Consider the following 21,518-nt stretch of genomic DNA (forward strand, 5'->3'; position numbering starts at 1 on the left):
CAAATGAATAAACTATATCTGCCCGGTCTAAATGGAATGCGGGCTATTGCTGCTTTAGTTGTGGTTATTGCACACTTTACCCAAATATTTGGTGTCCTCTTTGGTTTTTCCTTTTCATTGTATAACGAAGGAGGTTTAGCAGTAACATTATTTTTTACGCTGAGCGGATATTTAATTACCTATCTGTTACTGCTCGAAAAAGAAAAGTTTGGAACAATATCTCTAAAAGCTTTTTATTTAAGGAGAATTTTAAGAATCTGGCCCCTGTATTATCTGATAATTATTCTCGGCATTGCAATCATGTATTTATTGTACAATCAAAACCTCCTGAACAGCGCCGATGGTAATCTTACGGAGATAATTTTATACATAATTTTTGCGGGTAATTTTGTTGGTGCTGTCCACCCCGTATCCATTCATGATACTTACCCAATACTTGTGATCCTTTGGTCTCTGGGAGTAGAAGAGCAATTCTATTTATTTTGGCCCTTGCTATTAAAGGTTTTTAAAGCCCCTATAAAAATATTTTTGTTTTTTTTAGCAGGGTTTGCAATTATAAAAATTGTTATCCGTCTTTTTTTTGTTGACACTATCCTTTCGCCTTTTATCAGTCAAACCCGCCTGGATTGTATGGCCATTGGGGCGATTGGAGCTTATCTTGTTTTGGATAAGGAACTGTATAAAAATTACGTTCGCCCTTTTTTATTTAACAAGTTTGTCCAAATATTTGCATGGGTTGTTTTTGCAATTGGATTTACAATATGGTTAAAACCATTCAGCATTTTTACAGAAGATTTTTATTCTATATTTTTTACCATACTTCTCATCAATATATCTAAAAATGAAAATACTATCATCACGCTTGAGTCGAAACTATTTAACTTTCTAGGCCGGATTTCTTATGGCATTTATATGTATCATGTTTCCGTTATGTTTGTTCTGGCTAAGTTTATTTATAAGCCACAGGATACTATTTTGTATTATTTTCTATATTTAACTATTGTGATACTTTTAACCGTGTTGGCTGCTTATTTATCTAATCAGTATATAGAGTCCTATTTTCTGAAAAAGAAAAATTCAATGTCAAAAATTAAAACAACGAATTAGTTTTATGATTGTGGTTGAACTGCAAGGCGGCCTTGGTAATCAAATGTTTCAATATGCATTGGGAAGGCATCTTGCTGTTTTAAATAACGCAAAGTTGTATGTAGATACGCATTATTTAAATGACCGCAGACCAAGAAAAAATTTCACTTTCAGAACGCTTGATTTAGATATTTTTAATGCCGAAATTAATGAGGCGCCTTCCCCGCTTTCAAAAAAATATGGGTCGCACAAAAGTATCTTTACCAAAATACTTAACCGTTGTATTCAACCAAAACCGCTCAAGCTTATTGCAGAAAAAGAGTTTAGTTTCAACCATTCAGTATTAACTCTTTCAGATAATGTATATCTTACCGGCTATTGGCAAAGTGAAAATTATTTTACAGGTATAGAACAAATTATAAGAAAAGATTTTGTTTTAAAATTGCCTTTACCTGAACACATACAAAATTTACGAACGGAAATAGAAAATGCAAATGCAGTTTGCCTGCATGTGCGCAGGGGCGATTTTGTAAACACTACGATGCACGGCACTTTGGGAATGGAATATTACAGCGAGGCTGTGAGGCTGATTAAAGAAAAAATTTTGAACCCTGTTTTTTATATCTTTTCAGACGACATTAACTGGTGTAAAAAAAATATTGTGACACAAGGTACCGCAGTTTATGTAGACGACGAATTTGCAGCTGAAAAAGCCAGGGGTCATTTTTCGTTGATGACTGCGTGTAAGCACTTTATTATACCCAACAGTAGTTTTGGCTGGTGGGCTGCATGGCTTGGCAGCTATAATGATAAAATTGTTATTGTTCCAAAAATATGGTTTCATAACAGTAAATGGGATACAAAAGATATAGTACCAAAAAATTGGATCAAAATATGACGAACCCGTTTTTTTCAATCGTAATTCCCACTTATAACCGGGCGCATTTAATAGGTAAAACTATTAACAGCGTTTTACAACAACGGTATACCAACTTCGAGATAATAATTGTGGATGATGGCAGCACCGATGACACGGAAAATGCAATAAAATCTTTTTTAAGTGAGCGGGTAACCTATTTTAAAAAAGACAACGCTGAAAGATCTGCGGCCAGAAACTTTGGAACGGGTAAGGCGAAAGGTGATTACATTTCCTGGTTTGATTCTGATGATTTAATGCTGCCCAATCATTTGGAAGAGGCTGTAAAAATGATACAGCAAAACAATCAGCCGGAAATATTCGCCCTTTCTTTTACAATAGCTACTCCGGAACTAAAAACGGTGAGAGAAGTTATATTACCTGCGACTTCCTGCAACGCTATTTTGTATAAACAAAACATCCTCGCATGTAATCCTGTTTTTGTAAGAAAAGATATAGCCCTGCACTTTCCCTTTAATGAAACAAGGTCGCTTTCCGCTTCTGAAGATTACGAATTGTGGTTAAGAATGGCAGCAAAGTTTACAATTTATACCTCGCAACAACCTACTTCTATTCTGATAGAACATACCGAACGCAGTGTAAATGTCGCAGCCTCCGGAGAAAAAATTGCGACCCGTTTTGAGACTTTTTTAAAAATCGTTCTATCAAACAATTCTGTTGTAAGTTTTTTAAATCATAAAAAGGCTGACTTCACAGCAAGAATATATTTATTGATTGCCACCACGCTTGCTGTAAATAGTTTAAAAAAAGACGCTTCTAACTATTTTTTAAAATCCTTGTCTACCTACCCCCTTATTATTTTACAACGCCAGTTTTATGTATTTTTAAAAGTGATGCTGTTAAAGAAATAATGTTGTTTGTCCCAGGTGTATCAATACTAATTTTTTGTTCTGACAAAGCTGTACAAATAACTTCTGATATAAATAAACCCTGCTTTAGCAAGCCAATTAAGTATTTGCCATTTGCTGTATCCTTTTAATTTAGCAAGGGAGGATAATTGTGCGTAAAGCCGCAAATTGTTTAAATGCTTTTTTAGGTTCAGACTTTTGCTGATGTTGCCGGAATGCTGATACCAAACGCCGGAAATGTTTTTACTTACTATCACATCTTTATTGCTGTTATTGATACACAATTGCAGTAAAGAAAATATATCGGATGAAATTACATCTCTTGAATAAAAATCACTGGCCATCGCTGAGGTCCGGTGATAAAGTGTTGACATGTGAGAAAAATAATTCCGCTTAAAATAATTTAAAAAAAAATCTCCCGCAGTGATAACAGCTTCGCCGGATTTTATATTTGGTTCATTTAGTTTTTCAAACCGGTCACTTTTTATAATATTTACGCCCTGATAAAACAAGGTTTTATCAACACCATTCTTTTTTATGGCCTGCATTGCCTGCGAAATATACTGATCATTTGTAAAGTAATCATCGGCATCCAGGTTGATCACCCAGTCTGCTTTCGCATATTCATACAGGCATTTTCTGTAATTGGCAACCCTGCCTAAATTGACTCCATTTCTTTTATACGTTATAGAAGGCTTACCTAAAAAATTCGCTATTATGGCAGCTGTAGAATCAGTTGAATTGTCATCAGCAATGATGATCTCAATATTGCTGTAATCCTGCCGCAGGGCACTTTCAATGGCTTTCGCAATAAAACGCTCCTGGTTGTAAACCGGAATCATTATACAAACAGAAGGGCTTTCACTCATAAAATACCTACAATTTTACAAGTATAAATTGAATCTCGTAGCACGATATGTTATTGCTCCAGCTATCCTCATACCACTCCTTCATAAAAGTGCTGGCATTAAATATCAGCTGGCATAATTTCCGGAATGGCCGGTTAATGATCCAGGGAGATTTAAAATGCAAAAATACTTTCTGCAATTGCAGCCCGGTATGTACATTGTAATTGGGCACTTTTCTTTTTAGCAAATTATCTTTTACCAGGTAAGAAAATGAGTACAGACCAAAAAATTTTTGATGCGTATAATCAGAATAAAAATAAGCATTGGAAAAATGAGGTACTATCACTTCGATAAAACCAGTTGGTTTTAAAACACGGTTTAATTCTACCAACAAGCCGGGTACATCTGCCAGGTGTTCAAAAAAATGCGAGGCGTGTATTTCATCGGCGCAATTATCAGGAAAAGACTGTAGTATTTCATAAACATCCCCTACAATATCAACGGCATCTTTATCCAGCATATCTATTCCTATCCAGTGAGGCTCTTTTTTAAATGCACCACATCCCAAATCAAGAATCACCGGCTGAAGCATTGATAGCCTGGAAATGATATTTTTTTTGTCTGTCATCATACGAAAAGCAAATCTGCCTTAACGACAAAAGTAATTTTTTTAAGTCGTTGCAGCATTAAAAAAGGCCTGATCGCCTGGCATACTATAATTTAATTTTATATCCATAAAATTTTCGGCTATACATTTACAATCCAAAAAATGCGATAGCTTTCTGAAATCGTACTATTTTTTACCTGATTTTTTATTTAAACTGGCCAATAAGGTTTATTAAAGGGGATTTGTAAACATGCAAAAAAAGAAAGTGGCTATTTTGATCAATGCGCTCGAAGTGGCAGGGGCTGAGAAAGTGGTGGCGCAAATCATCAACTCATTTTATAAAGAATTTGACCTTCATCTGATCTTGCTCAACAATACCATTGAATTTGAATTGCCGGTGAATGATATCACCATCAAAACAATCGACAATTCCAATCTTAAAAAAAGAAAAAGTGCCAAAGATGTTTTAAAAATCCCCCTGCTGGCGTTTCGTTTAAAAAAATATCTGCAACAGGAAAATATCAACATTTGTTTTTCCGCTTTAAACCGGTCAAATTATATCAATTGCTTTTTGCGGATATTAAACTGGAAAGGAGCTATTTTAATCAGCGAACGGTCCCACACTTCTTCCGCCTACAATCCAAATACCGTTGCCGGAAAAACGGGCAGGCTCCTTGTAAAAAAACTGTATCCCTTCGCCAATGTAATCGTACCCAATTCTGCAGGTATTCAATACGATCTTGCCACCAATTTTCACTTAACAAATCGGTTTACGGTAATTCACAACCCGGTTAATATAACCATGCAGCAAAAAGATATGGCGGAATCTGTGGAAGACGTTGATCTCAGCAGTTTTACTTTTTCACACGTGGCCAGGATAGAAAAAGGAAAAAATCATGAACTGGTGCTGGCTGCCGTACAAAAAATAAAACAGCGGGATTTTAAAGTACTGCTGATTGGCCAGGGACCGGAGGAAGAACATATTAAACTCCTCTCACACAAAATGGGCATCAGCGATAAAATTGTTTTTTTAGGTTACCGCAGAAATGTAGTTAAATATGTAGCCCGCTCACAATGCCATTTATTAACTTCCGACTCAGAAGGCTTTCCAAACGCATTGCTGGAGGCGCTTACCTGTGGCACGCCGGTAATTAGTACCGATTGCCCCACCGGTCCACGGGAACTGCTGGATGGGGCTTTTACACCAACCAAACACACCGCCGGTGTTGAAAAAACACCTTTCGGAATATTAATACCGGTAAACGACGCTGCTGCACTCGCAGATGCCATGCTTGCCATAATGGATGATGATGCCTTGCGGAAAGAATACGGTGCCGCAGGAATAAGAAGAGCAAAAGATTTTGACTTGTCGATTATTATGAAACAATTCGCTGACCTGCTGCACCAGTTTTAGCAGCGTCACCTGGCTTCCATTTCAGTCAAAAAATCCCGGCAAATTTGTTGACACATTAACCCTGGTGACTGTTTTAATATTTCCTCCATTACCTTTGCCGCCATGCATTACGCTTCAATAGAAAATATCAGTAAGTCTTTCGGGATAAGAACCCTTTTTAAAAACATCACTTTAAACATAGAGGAAGGCGATAAAATAGCCCTGGTGGCCCGCAATGGCAGCGGTAAAAGTACCTTGCTTAAAATTATTACCGGCCTTGATACGCCCGATACCGGCACGGTGTGGGTACATAAGGATATAAAAGTAGTCATGCTTCAACAGGACAATGATTTTGATGGCAGCAAAACCATTTGGGATAATGTACTGCGGCTTGATAACCCGGTGGTGAAAGTGGTAAAAGAGTACGAACAGTTTTTAGAAGATGGCCTTGAAGATATTGATAAACTGGGCGAGTTAATGGCACGCCTGGATGACCTGAATGCCTGGAGTTTTGAGAGCGATCTGAAACAAATTCTTGGTAAATTAAACCTGCACCACCTGAGTGAAAAAGTCGGCAATTTAAGTGGCGGACAAAAGAAAAGAGTGGCGCTTGCGCAGGCATTGATTGAAGCTGATCTGCACGCTGGCCGCTGCCTGTTGATACTGGATGAACCTACGAACCACCTGGATGTGGACATGATAGAATGGCTGGAAGACTACCTGGCCGCGGCAAAAGTGACGATGTTGCTGGTAACACATGACCGCTACTTTTTAGATGCCGTTAGCAATGAAATAGTTGAAATAGACGAAGAAAAAGTCTTTGTGTACAAAGGCGATTACGATAACTTTTTGGAACAAAAAAGTATGCGCCTGGAAGTTCAGCAAAGTGAGTTGCAGAAGGACAAAAATATATTTAGAAAAGAACTGGAATGGATGCGCAAACAGCCCAAAGCCCGTACCACCAAAAGTAAAAGCCGGCAGGATGCATTTACGGAAGTTGAAGATAGAGTTAAATTGAAAAAAGATGTGGAAGAAGTAAGCCTGCAGGTGAAAATGACAAGGCTCGGCGGAAAGATATTGGAGCTGATTAAAGTGCACAAAAGCTACGGTGATCTTCAGATTATGAAGGGTTTTGATTATACTTTCAAACGTGGTGAACGCATTGGTGTGGTAGGTAAAAATGGGGTGGGTAAATCTACTTTTTTAAAGATTGCCCTGCAGCAGGAAAAGCCAGACAGCGGAAAAATAAATCATGGCGATACGGTGGTATTTGGCAATTTCAGCCAGGATGGTTTGATTTATAAAGAAGATAAAAGAGCCATTGAATATGTAAAAGATATGGCAGAATATTTTCCTTTAAACGATGGCACAAAAATCAGTGCCAGCCAGTTTATGGAAAAATTTGGTTTTTCTGCAGAGCAACAGTTTACCCCGCTGAGCAAGCTAAGCGGTGGCGAAAAACGCAGATTGCATTTAATGAGCGTGTTGTTTTTAAACCCCAATTTTTTGGTGCTGGATGAACCGACCAATGATCTTGACTTGCAGACATTGCGTACTTTGGAAGAATTTTTAATGGAGTATCCCGGCTGCATCCTCATTGTTAGTCATGACCGGTATTTTATGGATAGAATGGTAGATCACTTGTTTGCTTTTGAAGGTAATGGCGTTATCAGGGACTACCCGGGCAACTATACCCAATACCGGGAAGCCGTTTCCAATGGCAGTTTAACAGATGACCGGCAACTGATAAAACAAGAAACTAAAGTGCCGGAAGCAGCACCAGCAGCACCTTCCAGCGCATCTACTCAAAAATTATCTTTTAAAGAGAAGAGAGAGCTGGAGCTGCTGGAGAAGGAAATGCCTGAACTACAAAAAGAAAAAGCCGCTCTTGAAACGAAAATGAATGAAGGTAACCCTGGGTTTGATAAATTACAAAAAGCCGCTGAACGCATCGGCATAATCGTGCAATTGCTGGATGAAAAAGAAATGCGCTGGCTGGAGTTGAGTGAAAAGAATTAGTTACCTTTCTGCTGAATGAAACCGCCTGTAATGAACCAACGCTTTTACTCCCTGGATGTTTTTCGTGGAGCCACGGTAGCTTTAATGATACTCGTAAATAACCCTGGTAGCTGGGCGCATATTTATACGCCGCTTGAACATGCACCCTGGCACGGGGTTACACCAACAGACCTTGTATTTCCATTTTTTTTATTTGCCGTTGGTAATGCCATGGCTTTTGTTTTACCAAGACTGGAAGCTGCCGGCGAATCTGTTTTTTGGAAAAAAGTTATTAAACGATCACTCCTCATTTTTTTAATCGGGTTATTCTTAAATTGGTTTCCGTTTATTAAATGGGACAATGACCAACTGGTTGCCAAGCCATGGGCCTATATTACAAGTGATGGCAAAGCTTCGGGCGTACGTATATTTGGCGTGTTGCAACGCATAGCGCTGTGCTACTTTTTTGCGTCTGTTATTGCGCATTTTGGAAAACAAAAAGGCGCATTTATTGCAGGTGCATTTTTACTGCTGGCTTATTGGTTTGTGTGTATTGCAGCCAACCCTGCCGATCCGTTTAGCTTTGCCGGTTGGTTTGGAACAAAGATAGATTTAGCCTTACTTGGAGAAGCGCATATTTATAAAGGTGAAGGCTCTTCATTTGATCCTGAAGGTTTGATGAGTACCGCAGGCGCTGTTGTACAAGTGATTTTTGGTTACCTCGCCGGCAGTTATATCATACAAAAAGGCAAGACTGCTGAAATGGTCAACGGGTTATTTGTGGCTGGCTGCGTGCTGCTTTTCACAGGGTATTGCTGGGATATGGTTTTCCCGATCAACAAAAAAATATGGACCAGCAGCTATACGGTTTATACAACAGGCTTGGCCTTACTTATTCTTGCGCTGATGATTTATATCATTGAGTTTAAGGAATGGCGTGGCCGGTGGAGCAGGTTCTTTGATGTGTTTGGGAAAAACGCCCTTTTCATTTTTGCGATGAGTGCTATTTTACCAAGACTGCTGGCTTTGATACGCATACCGGCTGGTGTTGGGTTAGATGGCAAGCCTGCTTACTTTACACCATTCGCCTGGTTTTATGAGCATGTTTGTAAACCAATATTGCCAGCCGAACCACGAGCAGGTTCATTAATTTATGCGCTTTGTTTTATAACAATGATGTGGAGTTTTGCCTGGCTGCTGGATAAGAAAAAAATCTACATTAAGGTGTAACTGCAATTTTTTTGGTACCATCACCAGTTGATACAATATATGCTTCGGCATCAATATTAAATTTTTGATGATAAGCTTTGCTGGCGGTGTCAATAAACTGGCTAATGGCTTCGTCTTTTACAATATTAATGGTACAGCCACCAAAGCCGCCGCCCATCAATCTTGCGCCAATCACGCCGCTGTGCTGCTTTGCCAGTTCAACCAAAAAGTCAAGTTCAGGGCAGCTTACCTCATATAAATTACTAAGCCCTTCATGCGTGGCATACATTAGTTTTCCGAAGGAAACCAAATCATCCTGCTGCAACACACTTGCTGCCTTTTTTGCACGGGCAATTTCTTCTACCACATATTTGCAGCAATTAAAAACTTTTGGCTCCATTTTATCCTTAAACGGCATCAACGCCTCCACATCTTTTATATCCCTGAAAGATTGAATGCCCAAATCATTTTTTAAAATTGCCATACCCGCTTCGCAACGTTGCCTGCGGATATTATACTCGCCCGAGGCCAGCGTATGGTGTACTTTGCTGTTGATTAAAACAATTTTGCAGCCCTGCAAACGCAATGGAAAATATTGATGTTCTATCGTTTTGCAATCCAGCATAATCACTTCGTCCTTGCGGCCCATCATGTTGGCGTACTGATCCATAATACCGCAATTAACATGCGGATAATTGTGTTCGGCCCGCTGGCAAAGTAAAGCCAATTCTACCCTGTTCATTTTTGTGTTCAGCATTTCGTTCAATGCAAATGCAAGCCCACCCTCAACTGCAGCAGACGAACTCATACCGGAACCTCTTGGTATATCACCTGCAAAAACACAGTCAAACCCTTTTACAGCAACACCCAGTAATACAAATTCATTTACTACACTCAGAACATAATTCTGCCAGTTACTCATTTTTTTGATATCCATCACAGCAACAGACAGGCGCTCATCAAAATCAATGGCAATAAAATTCAGGTTGTCGCTGTTGTTTGGAGCAACGGCATAGTACACGCCTTTGTCAATTGCGGCGGGCAATACGAAGCCGTCATTGTAATCAACATGTTCACCAATTAAATTAATGCGGCCGGGAGAAAAATAGAGGGTTGGTTCAGATGTAAAGCTTTCCCTGAAGCGGTTTAATACAGTAACGGCAATTGAATTCATCGTTCAGTTTAACGGAGTTATTTTAAAGGTAGTTGCAAACACCTGTGATGTTTGCGGTGCCAAAGTTATCAAACCTATTCCATTATTGAACGCATCCGGCACGGCACTTAAATTTTCTATTGCAATGCTGTTTCTGTGCGGCGGGGTGTAAATCTGCAAATAAGGATAACTTTTATCCGGACGAATTTCGACCTGCAATTTTTGAACAGGATCTCTCAACACACATAATGGCTGACACTCTGCAAAATTTGCAGTAAAACAATTGTCAAAAAAAGTATCTCCTATTTGTTTAAGTGAACCGAATTCCTGGTAAGGCTCCGTTTCGCCATTGGGCACCAGGGTATCGTCAAAAATTATTTTTTCTTTGCTCTGAAATTCCAGCTGCAGTTCGTCTACCTTTTTTCCCAGTTTAAAATAAGGATGCCACCCATCCTGCATCGGGATGATGCCTTTATCCGTATTTGTTATTTTGGTAGCAATTTCCAGTGTGTTTTCCTTTGACAAGGTATAGGTGATGTTACAAACATAACTAAATGGAAACCCAGCATTTTCTCCCTTATAAGCATATTGTAAAACTACCTGCGCCCTTTCATCATTGCCTTCCTGGTGTATTATTTCAAACGCAACATCATACAACAATCCGTGTATGGCGTTATCGCCCAGCATGTATTTATTAAAAGTGTATTGATGGCCGCCAAAACTATATTTGGCATTTTTTATCCTGCATGCAAAAGGAGAAAGTTTGCAACTCTTCATTCCTTTTGATTCTACATTGGCGGCAAAATCCTCAGCACTATCATACTGATCAATTACGTTAATAAAATGATGATTGTGCCAGATTGAAAAGGCATGTAAAATGGCGCCACAACCGGGGATAATTTCAGCGGATGTATTGCTGCTGTTGTCTTTCAAAATAATCTTATCAAACCCATTTTCAGTTTTGCTTTCAACGGTAAACGACATGCTGCTTTATTTTTTGTATATTATGTATAGAATAGATTTATTAAAATGAATGAGTCGGTCTTCTGCCGTAAGCTTGTATAAGCTTGTTACAGAATCAAAAAATAATTCAATCTGAAAACAAAGTATTTACAATTAACCCGTGGTTAACGGATGTGGTCTTTTAGCAACTTAATTTTACCCTGTAAAAATAATTATGGTTCAGAAAAACGACAAAGCCCCGCATATTTTAAATACATCCGCGAATTTACTGGGAATTTGCTTTTTAGTACTCACTTCTTTAAAAGTTTTAAAATTAAGCGAAACTACCTTTATCGATGAATGTACTTCCGTCGCAACCATCCTTTTTATGAGCAGCAGCGTACTCTCTTTTCTTTCCATTCGCAGCAATACTTCAAGGTCAGGCCGTTATGAAAGTATTGCTGATATTATATTTCTATGCGGTTTAATTTGCCTGTTCATTACTATTATGATGGTAACATTTAACTTCATAAAATGAGTTCGCGACTACCTGCCAAACATTTTATCGAGTTCATATTTTTTAAATGAGGTATAAGTTGGTTTGCCGTTGGGGGTAATGTTGGGTGCCATGCAGGCAAATAAATCTTCCACCAGCATTTTCATTTCTTTTTGAGAAAGCGCTGTGCCACCTTTAACGGCCTGCTGCCATGCAAGCGAACGGAATAATTTTTCTCTTTTGCTGTATTTTAAATCGGCGCTGAAGTGTTTAAACTGTTCCAGCATTTTTTCTATCGCCATCTTTTCGTTGCCCTGATCAACATCGGCGGGCGTTCCCTGTATTACAAAAGTGTTATTACCAAAGGGTTCCAGGTGATAGCCGAGTAAATGCAATTCCGGCAATAGTTCCGTTACAATCACCACGTCCATAGCTGTTAATTCCATCGTGATGGGAAAAAGATTTTGCTGAATAGCAATGGGCTTTCCTTCTACTGCTTTAATAAAACGCTCGTACAAAATTCTTTCATGTGCATTTTGCTGATGAATCACCATAAAGCCGGCATCATTTTGTACAACTATGTATGTATTGTGCAACTGCGTTAAATGCTCCAGCGACATGGCCGGTTGCGATATAAAAGATTGCAGACTTACAAAACCAGGATCCCTGTTGATGATGGGTTCTATAATTTCACTTTCTGTGGTAGCATTTAAAATACCGGACTCCCCCTTTGCAGGCTCATACAAATCTTTCCAATGCTTTAACTCACTTTTATTTTCAATAAAGTGCGCCTGATTTTTTTGCGTAAATGTATTATACAAAGAAGAGGAAGCTGCCGAAGATTTCCTTTCATCTGTAAAAGGTTTGGTTACTGCATCCAAATGTTGAATAGATGAATCCAGTTCGAAATCAAGCGTTGGGGTAATGCTGAATTGCGCCAGTGCATGTTTGACCGCACTCTTTACAAAAGCATATACAATCTTTTCATCTTCAAATTTTATTTCCTGTTTGGTAGGATGTACATTGATATCAATTTGGGCCGGATCCAGATCTATGAATAGTGTGTACATCGGGAAACTGTCTTTTGCAATCATTTCGTCGAAAGCACCCATTACCGCATGGTTGAGATAAGCGCTTTTTATAAAACGATTGTTCACAAAAAAGTACTGATCGCCCCTGGTTTTTTTGGCGGTTTCGGGCTTGCCTACAAAACCATAAATATTCATGTAGTCACTTTGTTCCTGAACGCTGACCAGTTTGGCATTGTAGCTGTTGCCGAGTATCTGTACAATACGTTGTTTCAGCGTACCGCTTTCAAGGTGAAATACCTGTTGACCGTTACTGGTAAGCGAGAAAAAGATGGCCGGAAAAGCCATGGATACACGAATAAATTCATCTACAATATGGCGAAGTTCTGATGGATTGCTTTTTAAAAAATTTCGCCTGGCGGGCACATTAAAAAACAGGTTTTTCATGGCAATGCTGGTGCCCTGCTGCATGGCGACAGGCTCCTGTTTTTTTACCACACTGTTATCAATTTCGATACAGGTGCCGGTAATATCTTCCGCTTTTTTCGACTTCAGCTCCACCTGCGAAACGGCCGCAATACTTGCCAGCGCCTCTCCCCTGAAACCCATTGTTTTAATATGAAACAGGTCGTCTATATTTTTTATTTTAGAAGTCGCATGTCTCTCAAAACTCATCCTGGCATCGGTTTCGCTCATGCCTTTGCCGTTATCAATTACCTGTATCAATGCCTTACCTGCATCATTAACGATGAGTTTAATTTCAGTGGCGCCTGCATCTACGGCATTTTCCAGCAGTTCTTTTACAGCACTGGCCGGCCGCTGAATTACTTCACCTGCCGCAATCTGGTTGGCAATATTATCGGGTAATAACTGAATAATGTCGGGCAAAATTTCTCCTTTGTTTTGAGGCAAATTTACGTAGATATTGGTTGGTGTTAATCCCAAATATCCAAAAGCGGCCCAGCCGCTGTACAGTTGTCTTCAAAATGAAATGAATACGTATCCGGATTAATGGCCACCGGTTCATATTGGCTATTTATAAATTGATATACCTCAATTTTTTGAAACTGCGGATCAACAATCAGGTAGTATTTTACCTTTTGTAATTGATATATTTCCATTTTTTCATTTCTATCTTTAGAAGCTGTTGCGGGGGAAAGAATCTCTGCAACCAGCACCGGGGGGAAGTCAAGAAATTTTTTTTCTATCTTATCGCAAACGATTAACACGTCGGGTTGAACAACGGTATTATCATTTATTTTCCAGTCAATCGGCAAGTATACTTTACAATTTTCGCAGCGACTGTTTTTTATAACTTCTTTAAGCAACGAGTATAGGTTGCCATTTACACTCTGATGCTGCGGTACCGGTGCCGGACTCATAGCATAAGGCATCCCTTCAATCAATTCCCAGTTTCCTTCCCACTGGCAATAATCTTCATAAGTATAATGAGGGCGGTATCTTTCTGCAATTGACATGGCATAAAGTTAAAAATTTTTTCCGACCCCATCTCTATTGAAATGTGCTTAAATTGTGTTGTATATCTTTTATTTATGAAAAAATTGTATTGGCTGTTTTTCCTTTTACAGGGAATTTTTTTTGTGGCGAAAGCACAAACTTTTAAAAACAATCATGTAGCTGCAAGTGCCTGGGCCGACAGTGTTTATAACAGCCTGAATCCCGATCAACGCATTGCTCAATTAATGGTATTGCGTTTATCTGCCTACGATTTTAAAACCAAAACTCCCATTTATTATGACAGTGCCGTTGCGGAGGCCGTCAAAAAATACAACGTTGGTGGTATATGCCCGTTCCAGGGTAATCCGGTGCAATTGGCTACCATCATCAATCATTTACAAAGTATAGCCACAACGCCATTGATGACCTGCATCGATGCGGAATGGGGCATCGGCATGCGCCTGTTTGACAGTGTGGCCCCATTGCACCACCAGATGATGCTGGGCGCCATGCAGGATGCATCCATCGTTTACAAATACGGGCAAATAGTGGCCGAACAATGCAAGCGTTTAGGCATCAACGTAAACTACGCTCCGGTGGTTGATATCAATAATAACCCTAACAACCCTGTGATCAACGACCGCAGTTTTGGAGAAGATAAATACAAGGTGGCCCTCTTCGGCACAAAATACATGCAGGGTTTGCAGGATGCCGGTGTGATGGCCTGCGCCAAACATTTTCCCGGCCATGGTGATGTTTCAGTTGACTCCCATTTAGACTTACCGGTGATCAATAAAACGATGGCGCAATTAGATTCACTGGAGTTGTATCCTTTTCGGGAAGTTTTTAAAGCGGGCATCGGCAGTGTGATGATTGCCCATTTATACATTCCTGCAATTGACAGCACCCCCAACAGGGCGAGTTCCATCTCTCTAAAAAACGTAACCGGACTGATGCGTAACGAAATTGGTTACCAGGGATTGACTTTTACAGATGCGTTGGAAATGCAGGGTGTGCAAAAATATTTTCCTGGCGGAGAAGCATCTGTGCAATCTCTGATAGCAGGCAATGATATGTTGTGCCTGCCAGGCAACGTTGATTCAACCATACAAAAAATAAAGGAAGCCATCAGCAATAAACAATTGAGCTGGGATGATATTGAATTGCATTGCAAACGGGTGTTGCTGGCAAAATACCGTTATGGCCCGCAACATTTTGAGCCGGTAAACACAGTGAATATTACAGCAGATTTAAATAAAGATGTGCCTGCGATGAAAAAACTGGTTGCAGAAAACGCACTCACCTTGTTAAATAAAACGGGCAACGATTTTTTTCCATTAAAGACTGATGCTAAAAATGGCGGTGCAGACATCGCCTATGTGGGTATCGGCATTAATACTGACAATGCGTTTGCCAAAAGAATGCGTAGCGACTACAATGCTGCTGTGTTTTATTTTGATTACAAGGCCGATCCTATAAGGATTTTATCGATGGTGGAGTTGATAAAAAAAAGGTACAAAAAGGTAGTGATTGGCATTCACAATTACAGCCGCAGACCTGCCAATAATTTTGGCTTACCTGCTTCTGCCATTGAACTGGCAACGCAGTTACAAAATGAAACCAATTGCATGAGTATTGTTTTCGGTAATCCATATGCCATTAAAAATTTCTGCGCAGCAAAAAATATAGTTGCCTGTTATGAAGATGATGAATACACCGAAAATGCAGTCGCTGATTTTTTGCAGGGTAAGATAGATGCCAAAGGAAAGTTGCCTGTTACCGTGTGCGAAGCGTACCCGTTTGGAAGTGGCGTTATGACGGCTGTAAAGATATTGCCTGCTGTGAGTCCGGCCGTAGTTGGTCTTGACAGCGTGCAGTTAACCAGCATTGATTCAATCGCCAACAATGCCATCAGCAAAGGCGCCACACCTGGTTGCGTGGTCCTGGTTGTTAAAGACGGAAAAGTCGCTTACCAAAAAGCATTCGGTCATTATAATTATGATGATCCAACACCCGTAACAACCGAGTCCGTTTATGACATGGCTTCAGTTACAAAGATCTGCGCTACCACAATTTCCATCATGCGCCTGTATGAGCAGGGGAAAATTAACTTGAAAAAAGAACTGGGCGATTACCTGCCCATGGTAAGAGGAAGCAATAAAGAACATCTTTTAATTGAAAATATTTTATTACACCAGGCCGGCCTGGTGGCGTATATACCTTTTTACCGGCAGGCAATTGATACGGTTACCGGTATCCCTGATCCAGCTTATTTTGCTCATCAGCAAAGTGATTCTTTCAGCGTACGGGTTGCCGATAATTTGTTTATGCGCAATGCATACAGGGACACGATGTACAACAAAATTTTAAGAAGCCCGCTTGGCCCAACGGGCAACTATATTTACAGCGACAATGATTTTATTTTTTTAGGCAAAGTAGTAGAAGCACTAAGCGGCTTACCCTTAAACGAGTATGTAAAAAAAGAATTTTACCAGCCACTTGGTTTAAGCGCTGCCGGCTTTATACCAAGAGACCGCCTGCCATTGAACCGAATCGCCCCTACTGAAAATGAAAAAGTTTTTCGCATGGAACTGATTCGCGGCGATGTGCATGATCCCGGTGCTGCTATGTTTGGTGGCGTTGCAGGTCATGCAGGTTTGTTCAGCTCAGCATACGACATCGCCGTTATTATGCAAATGCTGATGAATGGCGGTGAAATAAACGGCACCCGTTATTTCAAAAAATCAACAGTGGATTTGTTTACGGCTTATCACAGTAAAATCAGCCGCCGTGGACTTGGATTTGATAAACCAGAAAAAGACAACGCTACCCGCCCGGAACCTTATCCCTGCTTAAGTGCATCGCCTCTCACCTTCGGCCACACCGGTTTTACGGGAACCTGTACCTGGGCCGATCCTGCAAAGAAGCTGGTGTTTGTATTTTTAAGTAACCGCGTTACGCCGGTGGGAGATAATCCTTTGCTGGGAAAAATGAATGTGCGACCTACTATTCATGAGGCAATTTATAAAGCAATGACACATTGATTTTTTGGGTAGCCCAAAGGCGCCACCCGCAATCATTAATCTGTAATTTCATCAGAACTTTGCGGCAGGTGATCGTATTCGCCTTTCAACGCGTACCATCCAAAAATAAACAAGCCAATGGCGATTGGTGTAAAAATTCCAATGATGATAAGCCAGGGAACCGGCTTGTTAATATCTTTTGTACCAGTGGCACTAATGTTATGAATGGCACCTGTAACCAAAAAATATATCACTAAGGGTGCAATCAGCATCCAAGCAATTCCCATCATTTTTTTTAATTGATTCATATAAAAATTTTAATCTTTCCTTTTTTTAATTGAGAGCATATGCGCAATAGTACCTTGTAAAAAGATACCTTTCCATGCAAGCATTTTAATCATTTACATTTTTATCTGCCATATTGCTCAAATACAACGCACCAATTACAAAACACAATGCAGCCACACCGATCGGGTACCAAAGTCCTACCAATGGATCGCTTGTAAAAGTGGTTGACAACAATGTGGCAATAAAAGGCACCAATCCGCCAAAAACACCATTTCCTATATGATAAGGCAAACTCATAGATGTGTACCGGATTTTTGTGGGGAACAATTCAACCAGGAAAGCCGCAACAGGTCCATACACCATCGTTACAAAAATGATCATTATCCAGACTAAAAAAATGAACTTCCATTTGAGAGAAGCTGGCAAAATTTTATCGGCATATACAGGCTTAGTATCGGATTTAAAGGAAGAAGAAAAACCGTCAATTCCCTTAAAAATCGAGTCGGATGAAATACGGGTAAACTTTGTATCGCCGTTAAACACTAACACTTTTTTTGTTTGAACAATTACTACTGAGGCTGCAGACTTATTAATTGTATCTCTCTTTACGAAAGGATTTTTTGACGGTTGCTCTGCGATTTTTTCTTGTTGTGCCATCCAAACTTTGGCATCAGCATCTTTCAGCATCGTTCCAAATATCGGTCTGTAAAAAATTACGCCCAGCAGCATCCCCGTCAGCATAATCCATTTCCTTCCAAACCGGTCACTCAGCCACCCGAAAAAAACAAAGAACGGCGTAGCAAGCGCAATGCCCCAAAGCAAAATTTCCCTGTTTTGCATAAACTCAATCTTCACTGTGTTTTCTAAAAATGATTGCGCATAAAACTGCCCCGTGTACCAAATAACTCCCTGTCCCATTACAGCGCCAAATAATGCCAGCAATACCATTTTAAAATTTCCCTTATGGCCGAAACTTTCTTTCAGCGGATTGATGGAAGTTTTCTTTTCTGCTTTCAGTTTTGCAAAAACAGGTGATTCATTCATGCGCATGCGGATGTAGATAGACACCCCCACCAGCAAAATGGATAGCCAGAAAGGATACCGCCACCCGCCCCACTCTGCACTAAAAGATGCATCAGTCATATTACCCTTTACGGCCATAATTACGCCCAGCGCAACAAACAAACCGAGCGTTGCCGTGGTTTGGATCCAGGCAGTAAAGTAGCCGCGCCTGCCCTCAGGAGCATGTTCCGCTACATAAGTAGCAGCTCCGCCATATTCTCCTCCCAGTGCCAGGCCCTGTATTAACCTTAGCAACAATACCAACAGCGGGGCCGCAATGCCAATACTTTTGTAACCGGGTATCAAACCTATTAAAAAAGTTGAGCCTCCCATTAATACAAGGGTTAATAAAAATGTATATTTTCTTCCGATCAAATCACCCAATCTTCCAAACACCAGCGCACCGAAAGGACGTACTAAAAATCCGGCAGCAAAAATGGCGAGCGTGCTGAGTAAGGCTGCTGTATCATTTCCTTCCGGAAAAAATTGTGCTGAAATGGTTTTTGCCAGCATGCCGAAAATATAGAAATCATACCATTCAATTAAAGTGCCCAATGAAGAAGAAAAGATTACCTTGTTGATTCCTTTAGTAGTAGTAACAGCCATGAAGAAGTATTAGAATTTTAGTCAATCGTTTGCCCTGTATAATTGACGTAAATATATTAATTTGGTGGCGAGTATTTGGAATAAATAATTAACAATCATTGCATGTCATATCCTTATCAGATTAAAAGTTTAGCGCAATATCACGACGATTACAAAAAAAGTGCTGAAGATCCAGAAGCGTTTTGGGGCGACGTCGCTTCCAATTTTTACTGGCGTAAAAAGTGGGATAAAGTATTAGACTGGAATTTCACCGAACCAAAAATTGAATGGTTTAAAGGTGGTAAACTCAACATCACAGAAAATTGCATTGACCGTCACCTGGCAACGATGGCTGATAAACCTGCCATTATATGGGAACCCAATAATCCCGAAGAAAGAGTACGCGTGGTAACTTATGCCCGCTTGCATAAAAGAGTTTGCCAGGTAGCACAAATGCTGGTAAACAACGGTGTAAAAAAAGGCGACCGCGTTTGTATCTATATGGGCATGGTGCCCGAACTGGCCTATGCTATACTGGGCTGTGCAAGAATTGGTGCTATCCATAGCGTGATCTTTGGCGGCTTTAGTGCACAAAGCATTGCAGACAGGTTGTATGATGCGCAGGCGGAATTTATCATTACGTGCGATGGTGCATTCCGTGGCGGAAAAGACATTCCTTTAAAAAGTGTGATTGATGATGCGTTGATTGGCAACAGAACGGTTAAAAGAGTGATTGTATATACCCGTACAAGAACTCCGGTATCCATGATAAAGGGAAGAGATGTTTGGTGGGAAGATGAAATGGATTATGCAGAAACGCAGGTTGAAAAAGATGGCAAAGTATTTTTTCCCGCAGAAGAAATGGATGCTGAAGATCCGCTGTTTATTTTATACACTTCAGGCAGTACCGGCAAACCAAAAGGCGTGGTTCACACTATTGCCGGCTACATGATTTGGACAGCTTATACATTTGTAAATGTGTTTCAATACAACCCCGGTGATGTGCATTTTTGTACAGCAGATATCGGCTGGATTACCGGCCACAGTTATATAGTATACGGCCCACTGGCTGCAGGCGCAACTTCAATGATGTTTGAAGGCATCCCCTCCTGGCCCGACGCAGGACGCTTCTGGGAAATCGTACAGAAACATAAAGTGAACTGTATTTATACGGCTCCTACGGCTATCAGGAGCCTGATGAGTTATGGCACTGCACCGGTAGAGGGTAAAGATTTATCATCATTAAAAGTACTGGGCACCGTAGGCGAACCCATCAACGAAGAAGCATGGCATTGGTACGATGAAAACATCGGCAAAAAAGCATGTCCTATTGTGGACACCTGGTGGCAGACCGAAACTGGGGGTACTTTAATTAGTAACCTGGCAGGTGTAACGCCTGGCATACCAAGCTGGGCAAGTTTACCAATGCCTGGTGTACAACCTTTGCTGGTTGACGAGAGGGGTCATGAAATTACTGAAAAGGATGAGCACGGACACCTGAAAGGCAACCTTTGCATTAAGGCTCCCTGGCCGGGGATACTACGCACTACCTGGGGTGATCACGAACGCTGCCGTACCAATTATTTTGCAACCTATCCCGGCTTGTATTTTACAGGCGACGGGGCGTTGAAAGATGAAGATGGTAACTACCGCATTACCGGCAGGGTAGATGATGTGTTAAACATCAGCGGTCACCGCATTGGTACCGCCGAAGTAGAGAATGCGATCAACATGCACTCCGGCGTGGTGGAAAGCGCTGTGGTAGGTTATCCGCATGATATCAAAGGGCAGGGCATTTATGCTTTTGTAATTTACAATGGTCATCATGGTGATGAAAACCTGCGCCGCCAGGATATTAGTTTGACTGTTTCAAAAATTATTGGCCCTATTGCCAAACCGGATAAAATTCAGTTTGTGACCGGACTGCCTAAAACAAGAAGTGGCAAAATCATGCGTCGCATCTTAAGAAAAATTGCTGAAGGAGAAATTGCTAACTTAGGCGATACCACCACGTTGCTGGATCCTGGTGTGGTAGATGAAATTAAGGATGGTAAATTGTAACATTCTATAGACTATTAATTGATTAAGCCATATAGAAAACCCCGGCAAGAACTTAGCAGTGCCGGGGTTTATATTTTTGGAAGTGTCTTCCAATAATTTTAAAAACATCTCGGGAACAAAAGGAGTAATCCGTAAATTTATTTTTCTGCCGCTGTGTGTCGGAAACAATGCGTCACTAAAAATCATCATCAGGCCTGAACAATATTTTAAAAACTATAACCAGCTCCAATGCTGATACCACCTTTTATGCTTGGTTCCATTCTCCAGAAATTATCCGATGCAGGATCCAGTAACAGCATCGGACCAATTATTATTTTCCCAAAAAAACCGGCAGTGCTCTGTTGATACCGGTATCCGACACCCGTCATAATATTCATTTTTTTATCTGATAGATTATTACCGGCAAACAATTGGTTGTACTTTTCTACATAAGGTTCTAAGGTGAGGCTCATCTCAAAATGATGGGCTTCCTTCCCGGTAAAAAACTGTACACCAA

The 21,518-nt window shown here is 40.4% G+C and carries 18 protein-coding genes; 9 read left to right on the forward strand and 9 right to left on the reverse strand.

Annotation, left to right across the window (positions count from 1 at the left end; all coding sequences use genetic code 11):
- Positions 1–3 precede the first annotated feature (3 nt).
- Genes JWR61_RS26360 through JWR61_RS26370 form a run of 3 tightly spaced genes read left to right on the forward strand, consistent with a single transcriptional unit; the run spans position 4 to position 2,874 of the window.
- Positions 4–1,107 carry an acyltransferase gene (locus JWR61_RS26360; RefSeq protein WP_301930634.1) on the forward strand — a complete coding sequence of 368 codons (1,104 nt, stop codon included), beginning with the start codon at positions 4–6 and terminating at the stop codon, positions 1,105–1,107.
- 4 nt (positions 1,108–1,111) lie between these two features.
- A complete protein-coding gene (locus tag JWR61_RS26365; RefSeq protein ID WP_301930635.1) occupies positions 1,112–1,984 on the forward strand; it encodes an alpha-1,2-fucosyltransferase in 873 nt (290 codons plus the stop codon).
- Positions 1,981–2,874, forward strand: a complete 894-nt coding sequence (locus JWR61_RS26370; protein WP_301930636.1) for a glycosyltransferase family A protein — start codon at positions 1,981–1,983, stop codon at positions 2,872–2,874. Before JWR61_RS26365 ends, JWR61_RS26370 begins: the two co-directional genes overlap by 4 nt.
- Positions 2,875–2,900: 26 nt before the next feature.
- Here the strand turns inward: JWR61_RS26370 and JWR61_RS26375 are convergent, their stop codons facing one another.
- Together JWR61_RS26375 and JWR61_RS26380 are read right to left on the reverse strand one after the other, a co-directional pair.
- Positions 2,901–3,740, reverse strand: coding sequence for a glycosyltransferase family 2 protein (locus tag JWR61_RS26375; protein ID WP_301930637.1), 840 nt, complete (start codon positions 3,738–3,740; stop codon positions 2,901–2,903).
- A gap of 7 nt (positions 3,741–3,747) precedes the next feature.
- On the reverse strand, positions 3,748–4,350 hold the full coding sequence (locus tag JWR61_RS26380) for a methyltransferase domain-containing protein (protein WP_301930638.1): 603 nt from the start codon (positions 4,348–4,350) through the stop codon (positions 3,748–3,750).
- Positions 4,351–4,576: 226 nt separating this feature from the next.
- On the opposite strand from JWR61_RS26380, the gene JWR61_RS26385 reads away from it, so the two are divergent.
- From JWR61_RS26385 to JWR61_RS26395, 3 genes are all read left to right on the forward strand, one after another.
- Entirely contained in the window at positions 4,577–5,740 is a 1,164-nt protein-coding gene (locus tag JWR61_RS26385) for a glycosyltransferase (RefSeq protein ID WP_301930639.1), read from the forward strand.
- 102 nt (positions 5,741–5,842) lie between these two features.
- Positions 5,843–7,738: an ABC-F family ATP-binding cassette domain-containing protein gene (locus JWR61_RS26390; protein ID WP_301930640.1), complete on the forward strand. Its 1,896-nt coding sequence runs from the start codon at positions 5,843–5,845 to the stop codon at positions 7,736–7,738.
- Between the two features lie 30 nt (positions 7,739–7,768).
- A complete protein-coding gene (locus JWR61_RS26395) occupies positions 7,769–8,947 on the forward strand; it encodes an acyltransferase family protein (protein WP_301930641.1) in 1,179 nt (392 codons plus the stop codon).
- On the opposite strand, the gene galK is transcribed toward JWR61_RS26395, so the two are convergent.
- Positions 8,937–10,100 carry a galactokinase gene (gene galK, locus JWR61_RS26400; RefSeq protein ID WP_301930642.1) on the reverse strand — a complete coding sequence of 388 codons (1,164 nt, stop codon included), beginning with the start codon at positions 10,098–10,100 and terminating at the stop codon, positions 8,937–8,939. The two genes, JWR61_RS26395 and galK, sit on opposite strands and share 11 nt — an antisense overlap.
- A 3-nt stretch (positions 10,101–10,103) precedes the next feature.
- Complete coding sequence (locus JWR61_RS26405) at positions 10,104–11,063, reverse strand: aldose 1-epimerase (RefSeq protein WP_301930643.1); 960 nt, start codon at positions 11,061–11,063, stop codon at positions 10,104–10,106.
- 193 nt (positions 11,064–11,256) lie between these two features.
- Here JWR61_RS26405 and JWR61_RS26410 point away from each other — a divergent pair, with 193 nt between their 5' ends.
- Positions 11,257–11,559, forward strand: a complete 303-nt coding sequence (locus tag JWR61_RS26410; RefSeq protein ID WP_301930644.1) for a hypothetical protein — start codon at positions 11,257–11,259, stop codon at positions 11,557–11,559.
- Positions 11,560–11,567: 8 nt separating this feature from the next.
- Here the strand turns inward: JWR61_RS26410 and mutL are convergent, their stop codons facing one another.
- Both mutL and JWR61_RS26420 read right to left on the reverse strand, forming a co-directional pair.
- The gene (gene mutL, locus JWR61_RS26415; RefSeq protein ID WP_301930645.1) at positions 11,568–13,433 is read right to left on the reverse strand and encodes a DNA mismatch repair endonuclease MutL; all 1,866 of its coding nucleotides are present in this window, start codon (positions 13,431–13,433) and stop codon (positions 11,568–11,570) included.
- 47 nt (positions 13,434–13,480) lie between these two features.
- Positions 13,481–14,023 carry a Uma2 family endonuclease gene (locus JWR61_RS26420; protein WP_301930646.1) on the reverse strand — a complete coding sequence of 181 codons (543 nt, stop codon included), beginning with the start codon at positions 14,021–14,023 and terminating at the stop codon, positions 13,481–13,483.
- A 75-nt stretch (positions 14,024–14,098) separates the two neighbouring features.
- Between JWR61_RS26420 and JWR61_RS26425 the strand changes: the two genes are divergently transcribed.
- Positions 14,099–17,047: a glycoside hydrolase family 3 N-terminal domain-containing protein gene (locus JWR61_RS26425; protein ID WP_301930647.1), complete on the forward strand. Its 2,949-nt coding sequence runs from the start codon at positions 14,099–14,101 to the stop codon at positions 17,045–17,047.
- 35 nt (positions 17,048–17,082) lie between these two features.
- On the opposite strand, the gene JWR61_RS26430 is transcribed toward JWR61_RS26425, so the two are convergent.
- Both JWR61_RS26430 and JWR61_RS26435 read right to left on the reverse strand, forming a co-directional pair.
- Positions 17,083–17,334, reverse strand: coding sequence for a DUF6814 family protein (locus JWR61_RS26430; RefSeq protein ID WP_301930648.1), 252 nt, complete (start codon positions 17,332–17,334; stop codon positions 17,083–17,085).
- A gap of 85 nt (positions 17,335–17,419) precedes the next feature.
- Positions 17,420–18,982 carry an MFS transporter gene (locus tag JWR61_RS26435; protein WP_301930649.1) on the reverse strand — a complete coding sequence of 521 codons (1,563 nt, stop codon included), beginning with the start codon at positions 18,980–18,982 and terminating at the stop codon, positions 17,420–17,422.
- 102 nt (positions 18,983–19,084) lie between these two features.
- On the opposite strand from JWR61_RS26435, the gene acs reads away from it, so the two are divergent.
- Positions 19,085–21,022 carry an acetate--CoA ligase gene (gene acs / locus JWR61_RS26440; protein ID WP_301930650.1) on the forward strand — a complete coding sequence of 646 codons (1,938 nt, stop codon included), beginning with the start codon at positions 19,085–19,087 and terminating at the stop codon, positions 21,020–21,022.
- 206 nt (positions 21,023–21,228) lie between these two features.
- Here the strand turns inward: acs and JWR61_RS26445 are convergent.
- Positions 21,229–21,518, reverse strand: a 290-nt coding sequence (locus JWR61_RS26445; RefSeq protein ID WP_301930651.1) for a hypothetical protein, incomplete at its 5' end; no start/stop codon positions are given.

It is taken from the genome of Ferruginibacter sp. (assembly GCF_028288465.1).
Classification (GTDB): Bacteria; Bacteroidota; Bacteroidia; order Chitinophagales; family Chitinophagaceae; genus Ferruginibacter.

Coding starts and splice junctions, on each gene's coding strand:
- JWR61_RS26375 (WP_301930637.1), bottom strand. CDS start 3,740: ATGAGTGAAAGCCCTTCTGTTTGTATAATGATTCCGGTTTACAACCAG.
- JWR61_RS26425 (WP_301930647.1), top strand. CDS start 14,099: ATGAAAAAATTGTATTGGCTGTTTTTCCTTTTACAGGGAATTTTTTTT.
- JWR61_RS26390 (WP_301930640.1), top strand. CDS start 5,843: ATGCATTACGCTTCAATAGAAAATATCAGTAAGTCTTTCGGGATAAGA.
- galK (WP_301930642.1), bottom strand. CDS start 10,100: ATGAATTCAATTGCCGTTACTGTATTAAACCGCTTCAGGGAAAGCTTT.
- JWR61_RS26435 (WP_301930649.1), bottom strand. CDS start 18,982: ATGGCTGTTACTACTACTAAAGGAATCAACAAGGTAATCTTTTCTTCT.
- JWR61_RS26430 (WP_301930648.1), bottom strand. CDS start 17,334: ATGAATCAATTAAAAAAAATGATGGGAATTGCTTGGATGCTGATTGCA.
- JWR61_RS26385 (WP_301930639.1), top strand. CDS start 4,577: ATGCAAAAAAAGAAAGTGGCTATTTTGATCAATGCGCTCGAAGTGGCA.
- acs (WP_301930650.1), top strand. CDS start 19,085: ATGTCATATCCTTATCAGATTAAAAGTTTAGCGCAATATCACGACGAT.
- JWR61_RS26395 (WP_301930641.1), top strand. CDS start 7,769: ATGAACCAACGCTTTTACTCCCTGGATGTTTTTCGTGGAGCCACGGTA.
- JWR61_RS26360 (WP_301930634.1), top strand. CDS start 4: ATGAATAAACTATATCTGCCCGGTCTAAATGGAATGCGGGCTATTGCT.
- JWR61_RS26410 (WP_301930644.1), top strand. CDS start 11,257: ATGGTTCAGAAAAACGACAAAGCCCCGCATATTTTAAATACATCCGCG.
- JWR61_RS26370 (WP_301930636.1), top strand. CDS start 1,981: ATGACGAACCCGTTTTTTTCAATCGTAATTCCCACTTATAACCGGGCG.
- JWR61_RS26405 (WP_301930643.1), bottom strand. CDS start 11,063: ATGTCGTTTACCGTTGAAAGCAAAACTGAAAATGGGTTTGATAAGATT.
- JWR61_RS26420 (WP_301930646.1), bottom strand. CDS start 14,023: ATGTCAATTGCAGAAAGATACCGCCCTCATTATACTTATGAAGATTAT.
- JWR61_RS26380 (WP_301930638.1), bottom strand. CDS start 4,350: ATGATGACAGACAAAAAAAATATCATTTCCAGGCTATCAATGCTTCAG.
- JWR61_RS26365 (WP_301930635.1), top strand. CDS start 1,112: ATGATTGTGGTTGAACTGCAAGGCGGCCTTGGTAATCAAATGTTTCAA.